General features: G+C 48.2%; 13 protein-coding genes. 3 read left to right on the top strand and 10 right to left on the bottom strand.

What is annotated here, in order from left to right; genetic code table 11:
- Nucleotides 1-36: 36 nt before the first annotated feature.
- From NT073_RS10070 to NT073_RS10045, 6 genes are all read right to left on the bottom strand, one after another.
- Nucleotides 37-1,353 (bottom strand): hypothetical protein, encoded by a 1,317-nt coding sequence (locus NT073_RS10070; RefSeq protein ID WP_297372562.1) that lies wholly within the window; start codon nt 1,351-1,353, stop codon nt 37-39.
- 567 nt (nt 1,354-1,920) lie between these two features.
- Nucleotides 1,921-3,300, bottom strand: coding sequence for a glutamate-cysteine ligase family protein (locus NT073_RS10065; RefSeq protein ID WP_297372560.1), 1,380 nt, complete (start codon nt 3,298-3,300; stop codon nt 1,921-1,923).
- A gap of 14 nt (nt 3,301-3,314) precedes the next feature.
- A complete protein-coding gene (gene gshB / locus NT073_RS10060) occupies nt 3,315-4,286 on the bottom strand; it encodes a glutathione synthase (RefSeq protein WP_297372559.1) in 972 nt (323 codons plus the stop codon).
- 118 nt (nt 4,287-4,404) lie between these two features.
- Entirely contained in the window at nt 4,405-9,834 is a 5,430-nt protein-coding gene (locus NT073_RS10055; protein WP_297372557.1) for an AAA family ATPase, read from the bottom strand.
- Between the two features lie 3 nt (nt 9,835-9,837).
- Complete coding sequence (locus NT073_RS10050) at nt 9,838-10,554, bottom strand: hypothetical protein (protein ID WP_297372552.1); 717 nt, start codon at nt 10,552-10,554, stop codon at nt 9,838-9,840.
- Between the two features lie 45 nt (nt 10,555-10,599).
- Nucleotides 10,600-11,400, bottom strand: a complete 801-nt coding sequence (locus NT073_RS10045; protein WP_297372550.1) for a gamma-glutamylcyclotransferase family protein — start codon at nt 11,398-11,400, stop codon at nt 10,600-10,602.
- Between the two features lie 645 nt (nt 11,401-12,045).
- On the opposite strand from NT073_RS10045, the gene NT073_RS10040 reads away from it, so the two are divergent.
- The 3 genes from NT073_RS10040 (at nt 12,046) to NT073_RS10030 (ending at nt 18,352) form a co-directional block, all read left to right on the top strand.
- The gene (locus NT073_RS10040) at nt 12,046-13,410 is read left to right on the top strand and encodes a M20/M25/M40 family metallo-hydrolase (RefSeq protein ID WP_297372548.1); all 1,365 of its coding nucleotides are present in this window, start codon (nt 12,046-12,048) and stop codon (nt 13,408-13,410) included.
- A gap of 309 nt (nt 13,411-13,719) precedes the next feature.
- Nucleotides 13,720-16,899 (top strand): SusC/RagA family TonB-linked outer membrane protein, encoded by a 3,180-nt coding sequence (locus NT073_RS10035; RefSeq protein ID WP_297372546.1) that lies wholly within the window; start codon nt 13,720-13,722, stop codon nt 16,897-16,899.
- A gap of 1 nt (nt 16,900) precedes the next feature.
- Nucleotides 16,901-18,352, top strand: coding sequence for a SusD/RagB family nutrient-binding outer membrane lipoprotein (locus NT073_RS10030; RefSeq protein ID WP_297372544.1), 1,452 nt, complete (start codon nt 16,901-16,903; stop codon nt 18,350-18,352).
- A gap of 4 nt (nt 18,353-18,356) precedes the next feature.
- Here the strand turns inward: NT073_RS10030 and NT073_RS10025 are convergent, their stop codons facing one another.
- The 4 genes from NT073_RS10025 to NT073_RS10010 all read right to left on the bottom strand — a co-directional run bounded on the left by NT073_RS10025 (nt 18,357) and on the right by NT073_RS10010 (nt 23,014).
- Complete coding sequence (locus NT073_RS10025; RefSeq protein WP_297372542.1) at nt 18,357-20,027, bottom strand: hypothetical protein; 1,671 nt, start codon at nt 20,025-20,027, stop codon at nt 18,357-18,359.
- A gap of 77 nt (nt 20,028-20,104) precedes the next feature.
- The gene (locus NT073_RS10020; RefSeq protein WP_297372541.1) at nt 20,105-20,596 is read right to left on the bottom strand and encodes an NADH-quinone oxidoreductase subunit C; all 492 of its coding nucleotides are present in this window, start codon (nt 20,594-20,596) and stop codon (nt 20,105-20,107) included.
- 1 nt (nt 20,597) lies between these two features.
- Nucleotides 20,598-20,975, bottom strand: a complete 378-nt coding sequence (locus tag NT073_RS10015; RefSeq protein ID WP_297372535.1) for a hypothetical protein — start codon at nt 20,973-20,975, stop codon at nt 20,598-20,600.
- A gap of 89 nt (nt 20,976-21,064) precedes the next feature.
- A complete protein-coding gene (locus NT073_RS10010; protein ID WP_297372532.1) occupies nt 21,065-23,014 on the bottom strand; it encodes a M1 family metallopeptidase in 1,950 nt (649 codons plus the stop codon).
- Nucleotides 23,015-23,217 lie beyond the last annotated feature (203 nt).

The raw sequence follows: 23,217 nt of genomic DNA, 5'->3' as shown, positions 1-23,217 counted from the left end.
TATGGTAGGATTTATAAAAATTGTTGGGTGATATGATCAATTTTCATCAGGGTTTTTAATGTTGCCAAAGCAGGGGTCACCCGGTTTAGTCGCTGTTTTGCACCGTTGGAGCGCTTCATCAAAAGTATATTTCGGCCGAGGGGGATTAGGCTCAAAAAACAAATCCATCTGGGCCAATGCGCAAATGGTGAGCCTGTCGTTCTCGTCTTTGGGCATAGGCGCCCCCGAGCCATCAGCGTTTCCAAACCACCGCTGGCATGCCTGGGTTTTGGCCTCTTCAGGACTTATATCAGGATTTTCGGCATATAATTTTAAAAAGGTAGCCGATACCAGGTCCTGCGCTTCATATTTCCTGATGTCAGGAATTTGGGTGGGATCATTGGTACACTTCCCCGTAACACCAGCAGCAATCATATGATTGGAAATAAGGTAAGGGGTTTCCCTTTTAGAGTCAGGAAAAACCTTGAACGAACCGGCTTGCATAACATTCACCTGTGGTACTCCATGTTCATCCTGGGGCATAATGCCTTTATAGGCAACCCTGAACCATCCAGGAGACTGCGGGTCATACAGTGGTGAACCACACACCAACAAGGGCAATGTATATTTGCTGTTCTTCGGCAAGCCAGGCGGGTTGAGGTACAAATCCAGCATAGAGCGTATATAGTTCCGATCGGGGCCACCGTCAAAAAAACCGGATGCCATCATAATGGGAAAGTAGTCGTTGGGATATTCACTCTCTCCCGAGCCAGGGGCGGCAATGGGACTTACCTCCATAAACGTTTTGAAGAAGGATACCTCACTATCTGGAATACCAGCACATTGGAGTAGTTGCTCCCATCGCCTGAAGGTTATGGCATTTTCAAATGTTCCCTTTTGCACTATAGCCCATGGTGGGTAGTGCAGTAGCAGGAGACCCTTCTGGTTGATGATATTGAGTCCTAAGGAAGGGAATAAGTGCCACTTGGAGGTGCCATCCGTTGGGCTGTTGTTGACCCTGAAACCCTCCATAGGATTCCAAATTCCCAGCTTTTTTAGCAACTCCATGCCTCGTATCGCTTTCTGTGCATATTTTTTACTGAATACTTTGGCATGGCGCTTACCAAATGTTTCCAGTTCCTTTTTCAACTCTTTGCCTGCGAGTTCTATATAATAATTTCCCTCTGATCTTGTTACGGTTACGTCATTTTCTGTGATACCTGTTAGCCCATCCGCTTTGAGCGAGTTACATGTATAGTGCTTAATTACGTCGGTATAATCGGTAAACTTGAGGCTTGAGTTTGCATATTCCGCAGGAGGGAACAACTGCTCAATTTTGTTCACATCACCAAATAGATACTTGAATGAAGCCATAGTTAAGGGTTTTATTGGTTTGTAACTGATTTTAGGTAATAGGAAGTAGAAACATATACAGCCGGGCTACCGAAGAGGTATACACGTAATCGTTGACGATTCGGCAGAAGAACGGGTCGATAGAATCCGTGCCTCGGTGTTGACAGTCTAATTGGGCTAGCTTAACCGTGGGCAATCCATAGAAAGCCTTGAAGGTTCAGCTTTTCTGCCGCCTTATTTTCGATCCTTTTCGTTGAGATGTATGCTGAGTTGATCCAGCCTACTACCTTTCGTCAAATTGTCGAGGAAGTAATATGCTGGTCGCCTGGCCGGTACAGAGTAGTACTAAAAGGGCATTGATAATCTGACCTGTCCGCTGATGCGGCAAAGTATGTTCGCGCTTTTGCTTTAAAAAAGGAAACTGCAATCCATTGAGAGCTGGTCAGGGGCGACCGCTAGTTTTCCAGGGCTTACATTTCCTCCTTCATCAGTGCTGTATCAAACTGGCTGAAGTCGCGAAACAATTTATCATCACGTTGATGGCTTGGTTTTACTGCCCTTGAATTGATTTCAAGTTACATCAATAATTTACGAAAATGAAATTTTATTGAGTTTTCGGAGTAGCTCATCTGCAAACGTTTGTCGTCGTAACGGAAAGCGTTGCGAGAAGGCAATCAACTGCTGTAAATCATTAACGCGTTTGAATGATTCAGGTAAAGTAGAAAACCCGTCAATGGCCAGTTGCACCAGCTTTTTAGAGATATGGAACAGGTCATCCGACTCCAGCCCATACGTTGCTTTTTTCATGAACAGTGGGATTTGCGAGGCAAAAGGCAAAAGCAAATCAAGCACCTTATCCAGATACTGGTCCGAATAAAGTAGTCCGCCATAAAACAAAGCGGGTGTCATTTGCCACTCTGGAGGAGGTGCATCGACAGACCGTAATTCAAGGTACCCTTTCAAACGAACTTCGGGAAATAAGAGTGTAAGATGGTTCATGAAATGGGCTAATACCGGTGATAACCCTTTAATAGAGTGATTTATCCAGTATTCCATTGTAACGTGTAGAGGAAACGGTTCATCACCGAAATCTTCAATGAAAATGACCGGGGCCTTTAAGGCAAAGTCGAGATAGGCATCAATGATCGCTTCTTTGTCGAATGTGCTGGATCGCTTTTCAATGGGGAAGACTCCTGTTCTTGTCGTATCGAGTTGTTGCCAGATAAAACTCCTGTATGATTTATGCCCGGTTACTTTACCGGCAGTAATGGGTGAATTGGAAAATAGCGCCGTTGCAAAAGGTGCCAAAAGGTTGGCGGCAACATATCTTTTCGACCGTGTGGACCAATCTGACCCTGAATCTACATTCACATGTAGCGAGCTGGTTTGAACCATCATCATTCTGCCAAAAGCACCAATTTCATCAAAATAGCGAGCCATTGCCCGATATCTTGTCTTGTTCATCTGCAGGCCAATCTTATCCGCAGTAAACCACGGATTGGTACCATATTGGGCAAATTGAAACTGGTTGTTTTGTGTTACCCTGCCAAGAATTTGTTGCATGCCTGTGAGCTGATCATTGAGTTGCTCTATGCAATTGCATGGGGCCGTAGCTATTTCTATCTGGCCCCCGGGTTCAAACTGGAAAGTGCTGCCATCCGGAAAATGAATAGCTCCGACAAGAGGTTCATGGCGTTCATCCATCCCTGTTTGATCGAGGTACTGCACCAAGCCTCCATGTTGCTCTGATACATGGATCAACGCATTCACTAAAGATTCTTTACTGCCATAAAGCTGCGCTGGTTGGACGCCTTTTTGAGGATCAATGATGTAAGGGAAAGATTCTAGTTCCAGGCCAATGTATCCAACGCCGTCATTTGCCTTTCCATCATTACTGATAGCAGGGTCCAATAAATGGGCTTCAATGTAATTTCTGCATATTTCCCTGGTAAGTACTGTTGGCGGCATAGCTATCATTTTGTTTACATAGTGGAATGTCGTTTTTGAATGATGGTGTTTAATCTATCAAAAAACATGGATGCGATATTGACATCAAAAATTTTATTGATTTCACAGATACCGGTTGGGCTGGTTACATTTATTTCGGTCAGATATTCTCCAATAACGTCAATGCCCACAAACAATAAGCCACGTTCTTTCAACGTGGGGCCAATTTGACTACAGATCCAGTAGTCTCTTTCGGTCAGTGTAAAACCATTTGCACTGGCACCGGCAGCAAGATTTCCTCTGTGATCATCGCCATTGGGTATTCTGGCAATTCCGTAATTGACTGGAACACCATCAATCAGGATAATACGCTTATCGCCTATTGTTGCAATTTCTGGAATGTAAGCCTGGGCTTGAATGTAACGGCTCTCCGATTGTGTTACCTCTTCAATAATTACGTTTGTATTAGGATCACCTTTTGTAATAATAAAGACAGATTGTCCGCCCATTTTGTGGGTAGGTTTTACTGCAATCTTTCCTTGAATATCCAAGAAAGATTTTACGGCATTTTTAGAACGTGTGAGGATAGAAGGGGGGCAACATTGTGGAAACCAAGCAGTAAAGACTTTTTCATTTACGTCGCGAAGCGATTGAGGTTTGTTTACAACCAGTACTCCTGTTGCTTCTGCTTTTTCCAGGATGTAGGTGGCCATTATATAGTCTATGTCAAAGGGAGGGTCTTTTCGCATTAGGATTATATCCAGACTGCTTAGCAAGCCGTATTCTTCCCCGACAAACTCAAACCAGTTATTGGTGTTGTTGAAAACGTTCACATGGCGCATACGTGCTTCAGGACGTCCATTATGCATAAAGAGGTCGGCCATCTCCATATAGATTATCTGCCAGCCGCGCAACTGGGCCTCAAGCATAAATGCCAGTGTGGTATCCTTTTTAGGATTAATGGAGCCAATCGGGTCCATTACTATTCCAATTTTTATTGTTGGCATAAAATCATTTGCATAAGCTTATATTGTACTGGTTTGACGCCTGAATTTATCGTGTTGGTCTGGGTGTTTACACCGCATCTGGAAGTTAACTAAAAGCCGGTACCCCAATACAGTTGGTTCATTTTTGAACGAGCGTTTCATAACCTTGCCAACTTTCGGGAGGTGCCTGCTTCATGTATCGCTCACATCTTGAAAGAAAAATAGAGGGCACCGGGTCTGCCGCATCAAATTTTGATAAGTCACTGAAAATGACATGCGCCAAGGCAAAATCCCGTTTTATGTAGGCATTCATTCCAGAAGACAATTGCTCCTTTGTTGCTTCTTTCGCTTTTCGGTGGTCATCTTCCAATGCATCGAGGACTTCATATAACGTAATGGCCATGGCTTTACCTTTCACTGCCACATAATCAACCATGCGGATAGAAAATGCATCGGGGTTCAACAACGATCTGTACGTATTTTCTCCGATCAGGAACTGGGCATGATAAACTCGTGTAAGCTGCTCTATCCTTGACGCAAGATTTACGGTATCACCCAGCACAGAACATTGCATGCGATCCAACCCGCCCATAGTGCCAAGTACCAGCGGCCCGGTATTTACGCCGAGGCCCATGTTCAGGGGCGGCCGGCCCCGTAACGTAAGCTCCCCATTAAAACGTCGTAGGGCATCACACATCTTAACGCCTGCTGCTACCGCCTGCTGCGCCTGAACCGGAAACAATGCCATGATTTCATCTCCTGCATAGGAATCAATAAATCCTCCTGTTTCGGTAATAGGAATGCCCAACGTACTGTAATATTTATTTAGCAACTCGATTACATCATGCGGGCTCAACTGTTCGACCATAGAAGTAAATCCGATCAAGTCGGAAAACATCACACTCATTTCCATAGAAACTGATTCGCCCAACTCCACCGTGGCAATGTCTTTGTGCCCAAGGTTTTTAAGAAACTGGATCGGTACAAACCGCTGTTGTGCTTTCAGTAATTTTTCCTGGGCTTCATATATTCTTGCATTGGCAATGGAAATAGCGGCCTGGCCCGCCAGCAATTTGATAATCTTTACCCTTTCTTCGCTGAAGGCATTATGTGTTAAATTGTTTTCGAGGTAAACGGCAGATCGCCATTGATTGTGTAATGGAAGCGGCACACACATTACCGACAGCGGTTTTTTTCTGATGATGTAAGGATCAGAAGAGAAGGGATTTATTTTAGACGCATTATCAAGTACAATGGCTTCGCTTGTTCGGAAAGCGGTATTTATCAGCGATACCGGAAATAATGGCTCTACCTGCCTCTTAAGTGTTGAAGTGGTCCCGTCAGAGACTGATGCAACTTCATCATTTTGGGCCAGCACCACAATTTTACCTTCGGTATTCTCTACAAGAAATCCTTTTTGGGCGCCTGCATTTTCTAACAGGATTTTCAGAGTAGCTTTTAAAAGTTTTTCCAGCACCAGTTCTCCGGAAATGGTTTGAGATGCTTTGAAAACAGAGTTCATATCCAACAATTCTGAACTGAAATTGCTGATTGTGGCCTCATGCAATGTAACTTCTGTTTTGCCCTGCCCTTCAGCAGAAATACCCAGATCTGTTAATGAGTCCGAAAGTGAGGGGTAGCTATGAGCCATATCTCCCACCTTACGGGTTGCTCCCCACCGGTAATATAAGTAACGAGAAGCCTGTAAATATCCTTCTGCTGCTTTGGTTAGTCCTGTACGCAGAAGAAATCTTGCTGCCATTTCATTGGCCATTGCCTCATCACGGATAAAGCTATTTTTTTTGGCTGCAGCTATGGATTGTTCGTAAAGCGTTAATGCCTGAGCAATGTTGCCCGAAAAGCCGGCCAGCTCTGCCTCCATAAACAGCTGAAGGTGTTCGAAATTTTCAGCACACTGCCTGGCCCATCGGGTAATCTTTGCCAGGGCATAATGCATTTTATCAAGCATAATGCTTTGCTCTTCCTCCTTTTCATCACGAAGCAGTGTGGAGTATACCAGAAATGAAAGAATGTAAAGACGCACCAACTGCGGCAATGACATTACAGATGATACTTTCTTTTCCAACTCCTGAACATGAGGCAGCGCTCCTTTGGCATCGTTGTATAGGAAGTGGATCTCTGCCTTATAGATATGATAATTGGCAATTCCCGTCATGAAATGACGCTGCATCATGCCATTCACACAGTCTGACTCATTGAAATTACTATCAGTTAGCGAGTACTTGCTCTCTGTTAAACCCCGGAAATTGAGCTGCATCTGTAAAAAAAGGGTTCCGGAATCATAAGAGTCCTGGTATTCACATTCTTTTACAATTTTGAGCAGCTTGCGTTGTTCATTGGAAGCGGTTTCAAGATCAAGTTGCGGATCCCAGATAATACAGTCCTGAGCACTATAGGCCAGGTACAAAAGGTCACCCGATTGATAACCCGCTTCAATTCCCTTACGAAACCATGGCGTCATGGTGGCCCAATGATTGGACCAGTGATGCACAAACATGGTGTACACATAAATGATCCGGGATTTCAGGGTAATGTCATTGAACTTCTCAATAATGCTTACGCCAAGTTTCCCATATTCATATCCTTGTGACGAATCATCCAGTAAACCGCAAAGAAGCATTCCGTAGGCTGCATACGCAAATGCCGTTTCGGGACTATTGCCATAACGCAGCGCAAGATTCACTGACTTTAAAACCAGGTATGGGAACATTATACCACTGCCGGATAAAAAAGCAGCCGCAAATGTTTCCATCATCAGTTGGCTGGCAATTTTGGCTTTGGTATCCTCCAGGCTGGGCATGTTGATAAGATCAGCAATGGCCCTGCCTTTCAGATGTACGGCTACCTGTTTTGTTTCTTCGGCCACGTGTTGTGGGGTAGGATCCTGCCGAAACTCAAAACCAAGAAATGCAAGTCCTTCGCATGCCGCCCGGATAGATTCCCGCATCTTGCCAATCGTTGCATATTGGCGTGTTCTTGCCGATAGCACCAGCGCTTTTTCCACCGATGTTTTAGAATGCTGCAACATGGACTCCGTCCAATGGTCAGCTTCATGCCAATCGCCGATTAAATACGTACAATGCTGAATTTCTTCACTCAGTTTCCAGGTAAGGTCATAATGCACCTGCCACGCGTCGCTATTAAGTAGTTCATACCCTGTTTTCAGGTAATTCAATGCTGCTTCATAGGCCGACGATTGCTTGGCTTTTATTCCTGCTTTCAAATTAAGATCCGCCAGTGCTTTACTGTCAGAGGCATCGCTTACCAGGGCCCGCCCCTCATTAAGATGCCCGACCACATCCATCAACACCTCATCGAGTTTCTCTTCATTGGTGTGCTGAAGAATCAACCGCCCTATTGAAAGATGCAGCGCCTGCCTTTTTTCCGGTGCAATCATTGAGTAAGCTGCCTGCTGTACTCTGTCGTGCTGAAATCTGTAACTTGAGTTTAATTCGTTGGAACGTTCTTCTTCACCAATGTCGGGTACGTATTCGGTAGTAAAGGGCGCACTTAGTCCTACAAACTTATAGTTCTCACTTAACGGAATTACCATATTGGCCCGAAGTGCCTCATCCAAAGCCTCCGCAGTTTTCTGCATCGTGCTCTCATGAATGATCGCCAAGGTTTCCAGATCAAATGTGGCGCCAATACAGGCCGCAAGCTGTAGTACGTGTTGCGTAGCTGCATGCAAACGGGATTGACGTGCTACCAGGAGGTCTACTACATTATCACTTTTTTCTGTTTTTTTTACGGCTTCAATATCCCAATCCCATTTACCCTTTACCGAATTGAAATAGATGATTTCTCTTACATTGAGACTCTTTAGTAATTCAATGGTAAAGAACGGGTTACCCGCCGTTTTTTCGAAAATCACCTGGCTCAATGGCTTGGCCCGTTGTTCATCACAAAGCAACGTACCCATCGCTATTTGATTTACAGCGTCGAGACTTAACGGTTCGAGGTGTAAATTCTCTACGAATCGTTTGTTTTGAATTTCTCCTATCGTAAGAGTGAGTGGGTGTGTGGCATCGACAGCATTATCCCGGTAAGCACCGATGATGAACAGATGTCCCAATTCCTGCGTGATAGCAAGGCGCTGAATAAGGTTCAGTGTAGGAATATCACTCCATTGCAGGTCGTCCAAAAAAAGCACCAAAGGATGATCTGCGGTAGCAAAAACTTTCACAAAACTCTGAAGCAGCATTAAGAAGCGGTTCTGCGTTTCTGCCGGAGTTAGTTCCTGTACCGGCGGCTGGGAACCGATTATCAACTCCAATTCTGGTATTAAATCAATCAGTAACTGCCCATTAGAACCTAATGCCTGGTTTATTGCAATGCTCCAACGGTCAAGACTTTCCTGAGGCTCGCCCAGCAGTTGATAAATAAGATTACGAAACGCCTTGGCAAAAGCAGCGTATGCAATATTTTGTTTGAACTGTTCAAACTTACCAGAAATGAGGTAGCCTCGCTTCTTTACAATGGATATGCCGAGTTCCTGCACCAGCACCGACTTACCAACGCCTGAATACCCCGACACCAGGCAAAATTCTACCGATCCACGGCATACGTTATCAAAATTTAATTCTAACCGGTCAAGTTCCTTTTCACGGCCGAAGAGCTTCTGCGGAATTTGAAAGGTATGGAATACATCTGCCTGTGCTAATTCAAAGCTAAATTCGAAGAAGCCCTTTCTAATCTGCTCACTGCATTTTTCCAGATCATATGCAAGGCCGTAGCTGCTCTGATAACGGGCCTCGGCATTTTTTGAAATAAGTTTTGCAATGACATCTGCCAGGGCAGCCGGGACCTTTCTGTTCACTTTGTTCGCCGGTATGGGTTGCCGGCTTATATGGCAATGAACCCACTCTAACGCATCGTTTGCCGTAAAAGGAAGCTGGCCCGTAAGCATTTGGTAAAAAGTGATACCAAGCGAGTAATAATCCGTCCGGAAATCAACATCACGATTCATGCGCCCTGTTTGCTCAGGCGACATGTAAGGCAGTGATCCTACAATATACTTGGCAAGAGTGAAGTTCGGCTGCTCCCTAGATAGCTCCGTTGAGGAAGCAAAATCGATCAGACGTAAATTGCCGGTCTCCGGATCAATAAGAATATTGGCCGGTTTAATGTCTTTATGAATAATTCGTTTCTCATGAAGGTTGCCTATCAATCTTACCAGGGGAATGGCCACAGTAAAGAATTGCTCTATCGGTAACAGATTGTTTTCACGGCGGGTGAGGTACTCCCGCAATGAAATGCCAAACTTTTCCATTACAATGCCCCAGTTACCATTACCAAATGGTACCAATTCATGCACCTTTACAATGCCATCAAATTGAAGTTTGGTCAGTATATGGTATTCCCGTCTAAGGCTGGCAACATCTTCTTTTTTTGGATATCTATCAATAAGCGTCTTTATAACTACTTCCTGTTGATCCTTTTCTCTGATGGCGGAATAGAAAACGTGTAAGGCTGATTCCGAAATCTTCTCTCCTAGCAGGTAACCGGGAATAGGTTTTGCAATGCTGCTATTGTGCTTGATGTCCACACATTAGATGTTGAAGTATTCGTTAAACGTTTGTAGAAATTCCTGATGACCGTTATTAACTAGTGGATAGCCGTGCCCGCATAACAGGTGTTCGAATGGTATTTCCTTTAAACGTATAAAGTCTGCGGCATCTGGTTGGCTCTCAAACATCCAGGCAGGACCCAGATTGGCACGGCGGAAGAACTTCATGTTTGCCATTGTAGCACTGGTTGTTTCATCAAAAAACTGATCGGGTTCAACCCAGTTCTGCAAAGAATCGCAGGCAATCATAATGCCTCCTTCACGGTTCAGCCGTAAGATGCATTCCGGACGTTTCACCGTTTCAAATACAAAGAGTGATCCATCAGCGAAAGGCATTTCACCGCCCACCTTCAATTCTTTATTTATTGTCAAGCCATTCTGTACCTTCATATCGGGCAAGGCCCAGAAAGCAGCACCGTAGCGGTTTACATAAAAGGGGTCATCCATCCCATGCATATCGCCCAGCCGCACTACATTTACTACCTCACCCAACGCATCGAGGGCTGATAATCCCTGATCATTCAAGCGGACAGAATTCAATATGGTCAATTTCCTGCCCTCTCTCACTATCGTCATGTTTCTGCTGAATTGCCACATTGAGCCGAAAAATTCATTCTTCATAGTACCGGGCACAAAGAAGACATCTTTGAATACCTCCTTTATTTCACCATGAGGCATTGATGCGGGATAGTTAGCCATGCGCTTTTTTCTTTAAATATATTAAAAAACTGCTTGTAACCAATATTATTTGATAGGTCTATAAGGGTCGTATATACCTACATATTTGTATTCATTCATAAATTCATTCATATACGCATTGAGGTATTCTTTAGCACCATCAGAAATGTTGCCGCTTTTGATATCGGCATCGGTTTCGTTGCCGCTGCTCGTGTCGTGTCGTTTTACAAAAAATAGCGTCATATCCTTTCCACCCAGAAGACCAATAATACCCTGAAGTTTTCCCCGTGCCTGCTGCATATCAAACACGGCGAATCCTAATGCAGTGAATTCCGGATGCAAGGCCAGTGTTTGTTCGTTGAAGTGTGGCCACTGACCCGGGGGCGGTATAAAGGCGGGAAAGTTCGTTTCGGGCAGGACAGGGTTTTTTCGGAGTTTGTCAATGTAGAAAGGGCTTAACCCAGCCTCTTCCGCTCCTTTTATAATAATATTCAGGTACCGCTGTGTGGGCAGGCAGGTATTGTCGAGGAAACCGGGGAGGCCGATATACGTTTGTACGCTTACAATGCCACGGCTGGTTTCCACGTCCACTTCAATTCTGTCATACCCCAACCCGTATGATTCCACGGCGTCAAGTGCAGCAAGATCCGTTTCATGGCAGGTGTGCACCATACCTTCTACAAAATCATTCGGGTTTGTGGAGGGTTCTATGTTACCCACTCCGCCTTCATGATGAAACCAGTGCTGAACGTTAAACCGTAAACGCCATCCGGGCAAAACACCCCGTTCCGATGCAACAGGTGTTACCCCCTTTGCCTTAAGCGAAGCGAGGTTGATATTAGAACCGTACCCAAAATATATAAACATACCTGTTCTTTTTTACAAAAATGCTCGTGGCCTGATCCAGTTAATATTATCTAAAAATTGTTGGCTAATTTATTCATAAGTATGCAAAGTACATTAATGGGTTTATAAAGTACTCTGAGGTCGCTCTAAGGGTTTCTTCTGGCGGCCTGTAAATAACCTTATACTTCACTATGGCAAGCCATAAGTAAGCTGTATAGGGCGTCTTCGTCGACGACGAATCGCCTTTTACCAACAGACTCAAATCGAACGGATTTCAAATGCAAAAGGGTGTCCGTTCGTGCCGTTTGCCCGGTAGCTATTTATCGTGTCGGATGGGCTCACTTTCTTGTTAGAGTTTTATTCTGGTATTTATACTGACACAGTGTTATTATGCATGAATTTATAGAGTAAATTGATATCTTCCACTTTCTTATTCATGTTATCATACTAAGGGCGTCCAGACGGGTAGAAGCCGCTTGTTACCGATATTACTGGTTTGTAAGTAAGTGAGATACAGCAGGATTTTGTCTGAATGACAGTGATCCTAAACGGGTTATCAGCTAGTTGAGTGGGGAAGTGATAAAGACCAGGAATTCGAAATTCGGTTGCTGGAAAGCGGGCGGGCTTTTCTGTATATTGCCCTCTTAACTAATACAACCGCTTACTATGAAGAAAACCATTACACTTCTCTTTACTGTGCTGGTTGGCTACGCCCAGGCCCAAACGGCCGACTCGGTAACCATCCGAAAAATCTATGACGAAGCACTCGCCAACGGTAAATCCTACGACTGGCTACGCTACATGACCAAACAGATCGGGCCGCGCCTGAGCGGCTCGGCAGGGGCGCAGAAAGCCGTCGACTGGACGAAGCAGTTGATGGAGAAAGAAGGTTTCGACCGGGTGTTTTTGCAGGATGTGATGGTACCCCATTGGGTACGCGGGGCAAAAGAAGTAGCCTATATCCAGAATGGTAAACAGAAAATGACAGTGCCGATTGCAGCCCTAGGCGGTTCTATCGCAACCGGCCCAAAGGGCGTCGAAGCGGGCGTAATCGAAGTAAAAAGCTTTCCGGAGTTGCGGGCTTTAGGACCGGATAAAGTGAAGGGTAAGATTGTCTTCTACAACCGCCCGATGGACCCGACCAAAATCAATACCTTTGAAGCCTACGGCGGGGCCGTCGATCAACGGGCCAATGGGGCCACCGAAGCGGCCAAACTAGGTGCAGTCGGGGCAATTGTGCGCTCCATGACCAACGTTCGCGACGATAATCCGCACGTGGGCGGTATGCGTTACGGAACAGGCGTTCCCCTGATTCCAACGGCGGCCATCAGTACCAACGCGGCTGATCTGCTCAGCAAATCACTGGCCGAAAATCCAAACCTGACCTTTTACTTCAAGCAGAACTGCGAAACCCTGCCCGATGCCAAATCGTACAATGTAGTCGGCGAAATTAAAGGAAGCGACAAACCGGATGAGATCATCGTAGTAGGTGGTCACCTCGATTCGTGGGATCTGGCCGAAGGCGCACACGATGATGGCGCGGGTTGTGTGCAGTCCATCGAAGTGTTACGGATAATGAAGGCATTGGGCATCAAACCCAAGCGGACAATTCGTGCGGTGATGTTTATGAACGAAGAAAATGGCCTCCGGGGTGGCGTTCAATATGCCGACCTGGCCAAAAAGAATAACGAAAAACATATTGCAGCCGTTGAATCGGACAATGGCGGGTTTACGCCCCGTGGCTTTGGCATTGTGGGAACTCCCGACCAACGCGCCAAAGTGATGCCCTGGAAACCACTGCTGGCCCCTTATGGCCTGTTAGAGATTGGTGCGGGTGGGGGAGGAGCCGACATTGGTCCACTTGCGCAACTCGGTACCGTTCTCTTCGGCTTCAAACCCGATTCGCAGCGGTATTTCGATTATCACCACACCACTGTCGACAAGTTTGAAACAGTAAGCCAGCGCGAGCTTGAACTTGGCGCGGCTTCCATGGCTGCTTTGGTGTACCTGCTGGATCAGTATGGGTTATAAGTAGATGAAGGTATTGAACACAGAAGCACAGGGTTAATGCCTTCAGCTGCGTGGTTCTGTGTTCAATAGCTGATTAGTTGAAAGTCGGTAGAGACGAGCAAACATATGCGTCTCTGCCGACTTTCTTTTTAAGGTATACCTGATTTATCTGCTCTGAAAAATGAAATATAACTAACATAATATTAGTTTGTATTTAATGGTAAAATTAGAATATTATACTACATTATAAAGGCAAGGCAATCGGTTGTTGTGTAATTTTAGAAAATAGTGCTAGTAGTCTTGTCTATATTTTCTCTAATTCAGCAACTTATGAAACACATTTTAACGAACGAAAGGAGACAGTATCTCACGCTCCTTATGGCCATCTGGTTGCTCACTAACCTCTCCGCTCTGGCGCAGAATCCGGGCCGCACGATTACGGGAAAAATTCTGTCCAAAACTGATGGAGCAGGTCTTCCCGGTGCCAATGTTCTGGTAAAAGGCTCGTCGGTTGGGGCGGTAACGGATGCGGAGGGGAGCTTTTCAATCAATGCACAACCCAATGCTACTCTGGCCGTTTCCTATATCGGCTTTGTGGCGCAGGAAATAGCCATTGGCAACCAGACTGAAGTGGTAATTTCGCTGGCTGAAGATGCGTCTCAGTTGAGCGAAGTGGTCGTGACGGCACTGGGTATTTCGCGGGATAAAAAAGCACTCGGATACAGCCTTCAGGAGTTGAAGGGAAACGAACTCACACAGGCACGGCCAACCAACCTGGTCAACGCCCTTTCGGGTAAGATTGCCGGTATCCAGGTGACGGCAACGAACGGATTACCTGGCGCATCGTCGCGGATTCTGATTCGCGGAGCCAACTCCATCGGAGGCAATAACCAGCCGCTGTTTGTGGTCGACGGGATTCCGATCGATAATGGCAGCTACAACGTAACGCCGGGCAGCACGGGCGGAAACGTCAATAATGTAACTACCGATTACGGAAACGGCGCATCGTCGATCAACCCGGATGACATCGACAACATTTCGGTGCTGAAAGGTGCCAATGCCGCTGCGCTGTACGGCTCGCGGGCGGCCAACGGGGTTATTCTGATCACTACAAAACGGGGCTCGGCCAGTAAAAACGTTGGCGTGACGGTCAACACCAACACCACGTTCGAGAACCCGCTGCGGCTGCCTGATTTCCAGCACGAATACGGCCAGGGACTTAAAGGGCAGTTTTCGTACGTCGATGGCATGGGCGGGGGCGTTAATGATGGCGTCGACGAAAGCTGGGGGCCAAAACTGGACGGTCGGCTGATTCCTCAATACAACTCACCCATTGGCGCCGATGGTAAACGCACCGCCACACCCTGGATTGCCCGGCCCGATAACGTCAAAAACTTCTACGATACTGGCGTTACCACAACGAACAGCATTGCGCTGACGGGCGGTAACGAGAAAGGCGATTTTCGGTTGGGTTACACCAATCTCTACCAAAAGGGGATGCTGCCCAATACGAACTATAAACGGCAAAATCTGTCGTTCAATGCCGGCTGGAATTTTACCCCGAAATTCACCGTCCGTACCAGCATCAATTACGTGAAAGACGGCTCCGATAACCGGCAAAACCTGAACCTTTACTGGATATGGTTCGGTCGGCAGGTCGATCTGGAAGACCTCAAGGCCAATCCGGTTCAGCCCGATACCGACCCAAGCCAATGGCCCGTGCAGCGCAACTGGAATCTCAACTACTGGAACAACCCGGCTTATGCGCTGAAGTACCTGAAATATGCCAACGATAAAGATCGCCTGATTGGCAACATTACCGCCACCTATAAACTAACCGACTGGCTGACGCTGACAGGCCGTACCGGAACCGATTTTTCAAACGATCGGCGAACCACCAAACAGGCCAAAAACGTAGGCGTTCCCAATGGCAGCTATGCCGAAGATATTGTGTATGTCAGCGAAACCAACAGCGATTTCCTGCTGACCGCCGACAAACGATTCAACGAATTTCACATCGTAGCCTCGGTGGGCGGCAACACCCGTCGAAACTACACCCAGCGCGATTACATGTACGCGTCGGAGTTGACGATTCCCAACCTGTACAACATCGGCAATGCGAAATCGCGCCCAACGGTGTATAACCGCATTACGGACAAGCGGGTAAACAGCCTCTACGGCTCGGCATCGCTGTCGTTCCGGGATTACCTGTTTGTCGACCTCACGGCCCGCAATGACTGGTCGAGTACGCTGCCCGCCGGTAACCGGAGCTATTTTTATCCGTCTATATCGGCCAGCGCCATTGTAACGGATATGCTGGGACTCTCTTCCAACGTGCTGACCTACGCCAAGCTGCGGGGCGGCTTTGCCCAGGTGGGTAACGACACCGACCCGTATAATTTGACGCAGGTGTATTCGAGCGAAACAGCCTGGGGTAACACGACGACCTTCTCGGAAAACAACCTTATTTATAACAAAAACCTGAAGCCCGAGCTAACGACGGCCATTGAGTTTGGCGTTGAAACCCGGCTGTTCAGAAATGCGCTTAACTTCGAGTTCACGTATTACGACAAGAATACGAAGAACCAGATTTTACAGGCCAACGTGGCGCAAAGTTCGGGTTATTACAACTCGGTTATCAACGCCGGGCAGATTCGGAACAGCGGTTTCGAGATTGAACTGTCGGGAGCACCGGTCAAGAATGCGGGTGGATTCCGCTGGGATGTGGGGATCAACTTCGCCCGTAACCGCTCCGAAGTGGTGGATTTGGGTGGCCTGTCGACCTATCAGATCAATACTGGTTCGCTGCTGCGCAACGTGATTCTGGAAGCCCGGCCGGGCGATCCGTACGGCAATTTCTACGGCACGTATTACCGGCGCGATCCGAGCGGCAACCTCATTTTCAACAGTCAGGGGTACCCCATCATGGCATCGGACCGGAAAGTGGTCGGGAACATCATGCCGAAATGGACGGGTGGTTTCCAGAATACATTCTCCTACAAATGGGTATCGCTCAGTTCGCTGATCGACGTGCGCTACGGTGGTAATGTCTTCTCGCAGGGTATCAATATTGGTCGGTATACGGGCGTGCTGGCCGAAACGCTGCCCGGCCGCGAAGGCAATATTGTGGGGCAGGGCGTTGTGGAAAAAGCCAATGCCGACGGCAGCTTCTCGTATTCGCCTAACACCACGGCGGTAGCTTCGGCAGATGATTACTACCACAATTTTTACAATCGCAACGTCAACGAGAATTACATTTTCGATGCGAGTTATGTAAAACTCCGGGAAGTGCGGCTGGGCTTTACCATTCCACATCGATGGCTGGGAAAAACGCCCTTCCGCAGTGCAACGTTTGCGCTGGTGGGACGGAATCTGGCGCTTCTCTACAAAAATATACCACACATCGACCCCGAAACCAGCTACTACGGCGATGGTAACGTGCAGGGTTTCGAAAACGGTAATACGCCATCGGCGCGTAGCATGGGCTTTAATCTCAACTTCGGACTTTAATATGAAAAAGATATTTCTCCTCTCTTTTACGCTTTCGCTGCTGACGTTGAGCGGCTGCGAAAACAAGTTCAACGAAACTAACGTCAACCCAAACGACCCGACCAGCGTACCGGCCGAGCGGCTGATGCCCCACGGGATCTATTCGGCGGTGAGCAACATCATTGGGCCGTCGAGTACGGTTTCGCTGGGGTTAGATGCCGGTAACGGCTGGGCGCAACACACGGCACGGATTCAGTACACCGAAATTGACCAGTTTAGCTACACCAGCGATTTGCAGGATCTGCCCTGGCGCTATCTGTACAACGAAGCTCTGGCCGATTTTCAGAAGATTTATGAACTGGGCAAAACGGCCAATAACGAAAATCTTCAGGCAATAGGTCTGATTATGCGCGCCTGGGTATTTGCCAACCTGACGGATGTGTATGGTGATATTCCGTACTCCGAAGCCCTGAAGGGCACCACCAACGGCATTGTCGCCCCCAAGTTCGACGCTCAGAAAGATGTCTACACGGGTCTGGTAAACGACTTGAAAACGGCCAGCGATCTGATTAGTACCAAAACGGTCGATAAAGACGCGGATATTCTATTCGCCGGGGATATGACCAAGTGGAAAAAGCTGGCCAATTCGCTAAGCCTGCGGTTGTTGAACCGGATGCTGGGTAAAACGGGTCTAACCCTCGATCCGAAAGCAGAGATAACGCGCATTTTGAGCGACCCAGCCAAATACCCGGTCATGACCTCGAATACGGATGTGGCGCAATTGGTTTATCTGGCTCGCCCTAACAACAACCCAACCAACGAAAACCGGCGCACCCGCGACGACCATCGTGTGAGTGCGACGCTCGTTGATAAACTCGTGGCGCTGGGCGATCCCCGGCTGGGCGTTTATGCGAATAAAACAGTCGCTACGGGCCTGTACAAAGGTGTTCCCAACGGCCTGCCAAATTCCGATGCCGGGGCACTTGGTTTTACCAGCACATCTAAAATCGGTGATTTTTTCGTTCAGGAAACCACACCGGGTGTTATCATGAGCTATGCTGAACTAAACTTCATCAAGGCCGAAGCCGCGCTGAAGGGTGTAACGGCCGCTGGCGATGCCGCCAAAGCCTATGAAGAAGGTATCAAAGCATCAATGGCTTATTACAAGCTGACAGTACCCGCTGATTACCTGACCAAAAATGCCCTTCAAGCCGGTGATGCGGGCCTGACGCAGGTGCTGGAGCAGAAATGGATCGCGCTATTCGGGCAGGGCGTTGAAGCGTGGACGGAATACCGCCGAACGGGCGTTCCAGCGCTGGTTGTGCCCAAAGTCAACTACAACGGTGGCGTAATCCCCACTCGGTTACCTTACCCGTCGTCGGAAGAAAACCTCAACAACGCCAACGTCAAAGCGGCTCTTACCGCTATGGGTGGTAGCAATACGATGCAAACCAAACTATGGTGGGCTAAATAAACCACTACAGGTTTTTATCGACCAAATTTCTGGCTTCTTCGAACGCGCCCGGTAAGGGCGCGTTTCGTTTTATGATCTTACCCGTTCGGTTGATGAGCGTTCCCGAGGTTTCATTGTCGGGCCGGAACCGCTCTACGGCGTCCATGAGTTGCGCTTCGGTTAACAATAAGTGATCGCCATAGAGGTTATAACGAGTGGCCTGTTCCGGGAACAGAGCCATGTCGGAACTCGGCATGGGTATATAAATCAGGGCAAAGTCGCGGGGGGTATAAGCGCTTCGAAGGCGCTGGGCGTCGAGGGCGACCTGCCGTCCGGCTTCATCGGACGGAGAAAACAGCAGTACATAAATGACTTTTCCCCGGTTGGCCGTAATCAATTGATCCAGTAGCAACTGTCCGCTGCTGTGCTGTGCTTTCGTTACAAAGACACCGGGTGATATCTCCAGCGCCTGAACATTGGTACTTGCATTTTTTATTATCTGCGTAGCCGCCCGAATCCGGGTGCTGTCTTTTACCTCCAGCCGGTACAACTCATCAAGCGATTGGCCCAAAGCCGGTTCGTTTACCTGAGGCCGCGCGTAATCGTAAAGAAGCATCGAAAAATTGAGCGTCATGGCTGGTAACGAACTGGCCAGCCAGTAAGCCGTCAGGTAATTCAGGGACGAACTGTCGACCTGCGGACGGCTGCGCTCGATCAGGGATTCGTAGCTAACCAGGCGTTGCAGTGTATCGGGGCTTCGTTTGACGAGGCCATCAAAGAAACGCAGGTCGGCAGCGCGGGCGGAGTTTTTTATGGCGTAATCATGGAGCCTGATGCGCTCTTCGGCCGTAAGGTTCTTGCCGTATCGTTCGAGTAATGTAGAGAGCATACGAACCGTCAGGCCATTGGTACGCCCATTCGCCGATTCGGTAGATACCCGTTGCGTAATGTAGGTAGCAAACCGGTTCATGGCCGACGCCCGCGACGCGGTAAGCAACTGGTCGTTGGCAGGCCGGAGTGAGTCCGCCAGGGAAGTGGGAATTTTTTCATTCTCGTAGGTTGCCTTGTCGTACAGGAAGGCGGCAGCGTTGTACCGGCTGCTGGTTGTTATCCAGCGGGCGACCAGCGGAAACACCTTTTCTCGCTTGGCAAAGGCGTCGAAGGGTGCCCGGTAAGCGGCCGATAGTATTCTGAACGAAGCCGCGATGGTTTCTTCGCTGATCTGTTTGGTCAGTTTTTTGCCATCCGGCTTATCCGCAAATGCTGCTTCGAAAGCCTTATAACGAGCAAACTGGCTATTTACCTGCGCATTGACGCCCCCAAACCGGAAGGGAACAGCAGCCGTGAACAGGGAGTCGGCGTCGAGGTCGATGCTAAGAGTGCCCGGTGCGGCCAGAAAAGCCGTTGAAATACGGCCGTAGTTAAAATACATTTCCTCCTGCGGATAGATGAGCGGCAGGGATACCCGAAATGTACCGTCTACGTTGAGCGAGGCCGGACGAACCAGTTCGCGGCTGGCTTGAAGGATGTTATTGCGACTAACCAGAACCGTAGGCGATTCGCGGTAGAGCCGGGCGGTCAGGTTACGGATACGGCCTGTTACAATCACCGAATCTGTTTGCGCCTGACTCAGGAAAGGAGCTAAAAAAAGAACGACAGACAGTACGGCACGAAAGAGCCGGAAATAGTTTCTCATTGGATTCAGGAATACAGACAAAGCAATAACAAACGAAATTTAGAAACTGTCAACAATCGGCTCAAAATGTCGACGTCTTATTTCGTTTTTATACCGTGGTATTGCTCTTCTTCCTGATAATCGGTGCGGAGAGGATGCCCAACCCAATCGGTGGGCAGCAGTATCCGGCGCAGGTCGGGGTGACCGCTGAAGTGAATACCAACGAGGTCGAAGGCTTCGCGCTCGTGCCAGTCAGCGGTTCGCCAGACGTGGGCAATGCTCGGTACGGATGGCAGCGCGGTCCCGTTCATGTTACGCGGCACAACGATTTTCATCATCAGATTATGCTCGTAAGGAATGGATGTGAGGTTGTAGACCACCTCCATTGTGTTGGCGTTGGCTCCGTTGTCGATGGCCGTAATGCAGGCCAGCAGGTCGAAAAACAGTTGCTCGTCATTGCGAAGGAACTGGCAAATGTCGACCAGTTGCTCAACGGGAACTGTCAGGTAAGGCTGTAAATTCTGGGTGTTGGGCTGGATAGCTGCGCCAAATCGTGCGGAGAGAAGGTCGGTTGTTTCGGAGAAAGTCATTTCAATGGGGATTAATAGATAGTATTGTAATCTCGTCAAACAATTTGTTGCCTGACCAGCCGCAGAGTACCCCTTTCGTACGTCCGGTTAATTGATAACGCACGGTAGCTTTTACATCGGCGACTGCGTTCACATAAACAATATATGGTTTGACAAGCCTGGTTGACTGATCACTAAGTGCATATTGACTGGTAGTCGTTGGGCTTCTAGGAATAGAGAGTAATAGACTACAACCATCAACCGCTCCATAGTCTATGAATGAACCATCGGCTTCAAGTACTGGACCGGTGTTTGGTAGTGCCTCTATCTGTATGACAGCATCCGATTTATGACAGGATGCAAAACTGAATAGACTGACAAATAAGAGTACGTTCTTCATGAGAGTACGTTTAGTTACCAGTCAGGATTCAAATCAAGCAGAAGTCGTTGTAAAATTAAGCTATTAAACTGTATTCAGGTTTTATTCCTCTAGGCCAGCCAGGCCAACCATTGCATCCAGTTCTCGATCCAAAACAGGAATTTAGCGGCAAATTTAGCCGCCGGGGCAGACGATGGTGATAATATTAAACTGTTGTTATTCAGGTTGGTATCCATGAAAACCTTTTGCTTTGGGTCTACACTGGCCCATAGAACCCGGGCATTTTCGGTAACCGTGAACCGACGCTGACGGCCCTTACCGTCCCAGAACAACATCAATTCCCGGTCGTTGTCGAAATGGACCAGCACGTCTACCGGTAGCTTGCCATCGCCGTTGCGCTGTACGGTAATGACCGCCTGCCGCTGGCCGTTGGGCCGACTGTTCTTAATGGACACAAGTTCGTAATCGACCACGTTGTCGCCGTAAAGAGCCTGGTCGAAAAACCAGTTCATATCGGCACCGTACTTGCCGCCGAGTCGTTTCGGTACGATCTCGTTTACGATGTCGATGAAATTCTGCCCGTTAGGGTGCCTGAACTTCCAGCGTGTAAAGTAGGTCTGCATGATTTCGTCCATCACACGTCGTCCCACCAGTCCTTCGAGCGTTCGCATCCAGGTGGCTGTTTTGGAGTAGGTCAATACACTATATTGTCCTTCGGGAAGTTGCCAGGTATTCCCGAAAGACGAGCCGATGGCCGGGTTATCCTGATGGACATAGCTGTCTCGGGAGCTTTCCAGATCGCCCATGCCGAAGCCGAACAGGTCAATTTGCGACGAGCGCGGGCCGTAGGTTTCGTCCATAATCCGGCCTTCGTAATATTGGTTGAAACCTTCATCGAGCCAGGCTTCTTCAAACTCGTTGGTGGCCAGCAACTGCATGAAATACTGATGACCGAATTCGTGGACGGTGACTATTTCGGGGAAGCGGGCTCCTGCGGGTACAAACCACGCCGTTCCGGCGGTAATGAATGTTGGGTACTCCATCCCGAACGATCCCTGTGCATGAAAAGGCGGGTCGACGATGGTCAGGTTAGGAAATGGGTACTTGCCGAGGTGTTTGTCGAAATAAGCGAGTGCAGCCCGTGCAGCATCAATATGCCGCTGCGCCTGGTGAACGTGTTCCGGCTGCATAACCAGCTCGATGCTCACCTCGCCACCACCGGGGCGTTTCCATTTGTCGTTAATTACCTGAAAATGGGGCGAGGCCGTCCAGGCGAAATCGACTACATCTTCAGCATGATAAAACAGGGTTTTAGTGCCGTTGCTGTGTATTTTTTCGGACTGATATAGCCCGGTGGCGCTTACCCAGTATTCCTTTGGCGTGGTGATGTTTACGTCGTAAACGCCATAGTCGGCGTAGAATTCCGAATGCGCGTGAAACTGGTGGCAGTTCCATTGGCCCGTTTTGGCGTAACGCGTGCCGGCCGGTTCGTAAACGCCGATTTTTGGGAACCACTGCCCCACCAGAAAGAAGTCCCGGCTGAAGCCCGTCCGGGCAAAGATTTTGGGTAGTTTGGCCCGAAACGCAATGTCAAGCACGATGGTCTCGCCCGGCCCGACGGGTTTGCTCAGCGGCACTCGAATAACGGTATGGTCGTCCCGGTTCTGGTCGTCGGGCTGGAAAAACTGGTACGCCAGCGGCTCGCCATTTCGGACCTTCATCGAAACGATGTCGATTGAGCCATAGGGGTTTTCCTTCGCATTTCGGTCTATGCCTTCGCCCCGAAGCTGTCCGCCCGATTCGCGCATGAACGTCGAGTTTTCGTTGCGAAAGGCGTTCAGATACAGGTGAAACTGCAACTCCCGAACGACATCCGTAGATGGATTTCGCCAGGTGAGCGTTTCGCGGCCGTTGATCTTTTTAGAAACCGGGTCTAGCGTCACATCAATCTGGTAGTTAGCCAGACGCGGGCTTAGGGGCTTGCTAAAAATAGGCTTCGCCTGTTGAGCAAAGCCGGTGAGTGCCATACCCATCAGAGACAGTAACAAACGTAGTTTCATGGCCGGGAATAATTCGATAGAGAGAGCTAAGTACCGAAAAACCGGGCGTCATTGCAACCGGGGGCTGAAAGAGTCAGAAAAACAGTTTATCCGGTTATAGAACAACCTGATAGATTGTATAGCCTCTACTAGTTCCAATGGGTTGTTGCTCACCCGGAGCTAATAGAGGCCATAGCTTTTGAATCCCCGAAGTAGGGAATGTG

Origin of the sequence: Spirosoma sp. (assembly GCF_026391055.1) — a bacterium.
Classification (GTDB): Bacteria; Bacteroidota; Bacteroidia; order Cytophagales; family Spirosomataceae; genus Spirosoma.
This window is presented reverse-complemented; position numbering and strand designations above follow the sequence as displayed.

What these genes read in the sequence shown, in the direction of transcription:
- NT073_RS10070 (WP_297372562.1), bottom strand. Translation starts at nt 1,353, where the DNA reads ATGGCTTCATTCAAGTATCTATTTGGTGATGTGAACAAAATTGAGCAG.
- NT073_RS10065 (WP_297372560.1), bottom strand. Translation starts at nt 3,300, where the DNA reads ATGCCGCCAACAGTACTTACCAGGGAAATATGCAGAAATTACATTGAA.
- gshB (WP_297372559.1), bottom strand. Translation starts at nt 4,286, where the DNA reads ATGCCAACAATAAAAATTGGAATAGTAATGGACCCGATTGGCTCCATT.
- NT073_RS10050 (WP_297372552.1), bottom strand. Translation starts at nt 10,554, where the DNA reads ATGGCTAACTATCCCGCATCAATGCCTCATGGTGAAATAAAGGAGGTA.
- NT073_RS10045 (WP_297372550.1), bottom strand. Translation starts at nt 11,400, where the DNA reads ATGTTTATATATTTTGGGTACGGTTCTAATATCAACCTCGCTTCGCTT.
- NT073_RS10040 (WP_297372548.1), top strand. Translation starts at nt 12,046, where the DNA reads ATGAAGAAAACCATTACACTTCTCTTTACTGTGCTGGTTGGCTACGCC.
- NT073_RS10035 (WP_297372546.1), top strand. Translation starts at nt 13,720, where the DNA reads ATGAAACACATTTTAACGAACGAAAGGAGACAGTATCTCACGCTCCTT.
- NT073_RS10030 (WP_297372544.1), top strand. Translation starts at nt 16,901, where the DNA reads ATGAAAAAGATATTTCTCCTCTCTTTTACGCTTTCGCTGCTGACGTTG.
- NT073_RS10025 (WP_297372542.1), bottom strand. Translation starts at nt 20,027, where the DNA reads ATGAGAAACTATTTCCGGCTCTTTCGTGCCGTACTGTCTGTCGTTCTT.
- NT073_RS10020 (WP_297372541.1), bottom strand. Translation starts at nt 20,596, where the DNA reads ATGACTTTCTCCGAAACAACCGACCTTCTCTCCGCACGATTTGGCGCA.
- NT073_RS10015 (WP_297372535.1), bottom strand. Translation starts at nt 20,975, where the DNA reads ATGAAGAACGTACTCTTATTTGTCAGTCTATTCAGTTTTGCATCCTGT.
- NT073_RS10010 (WP_297372532.1), bottom strand. Translation starts at nt 23,014, where the DNA reads ATGAAACTACGTTTGTTACTGTCTCTGATGGGTATGGCACTCACCGGC.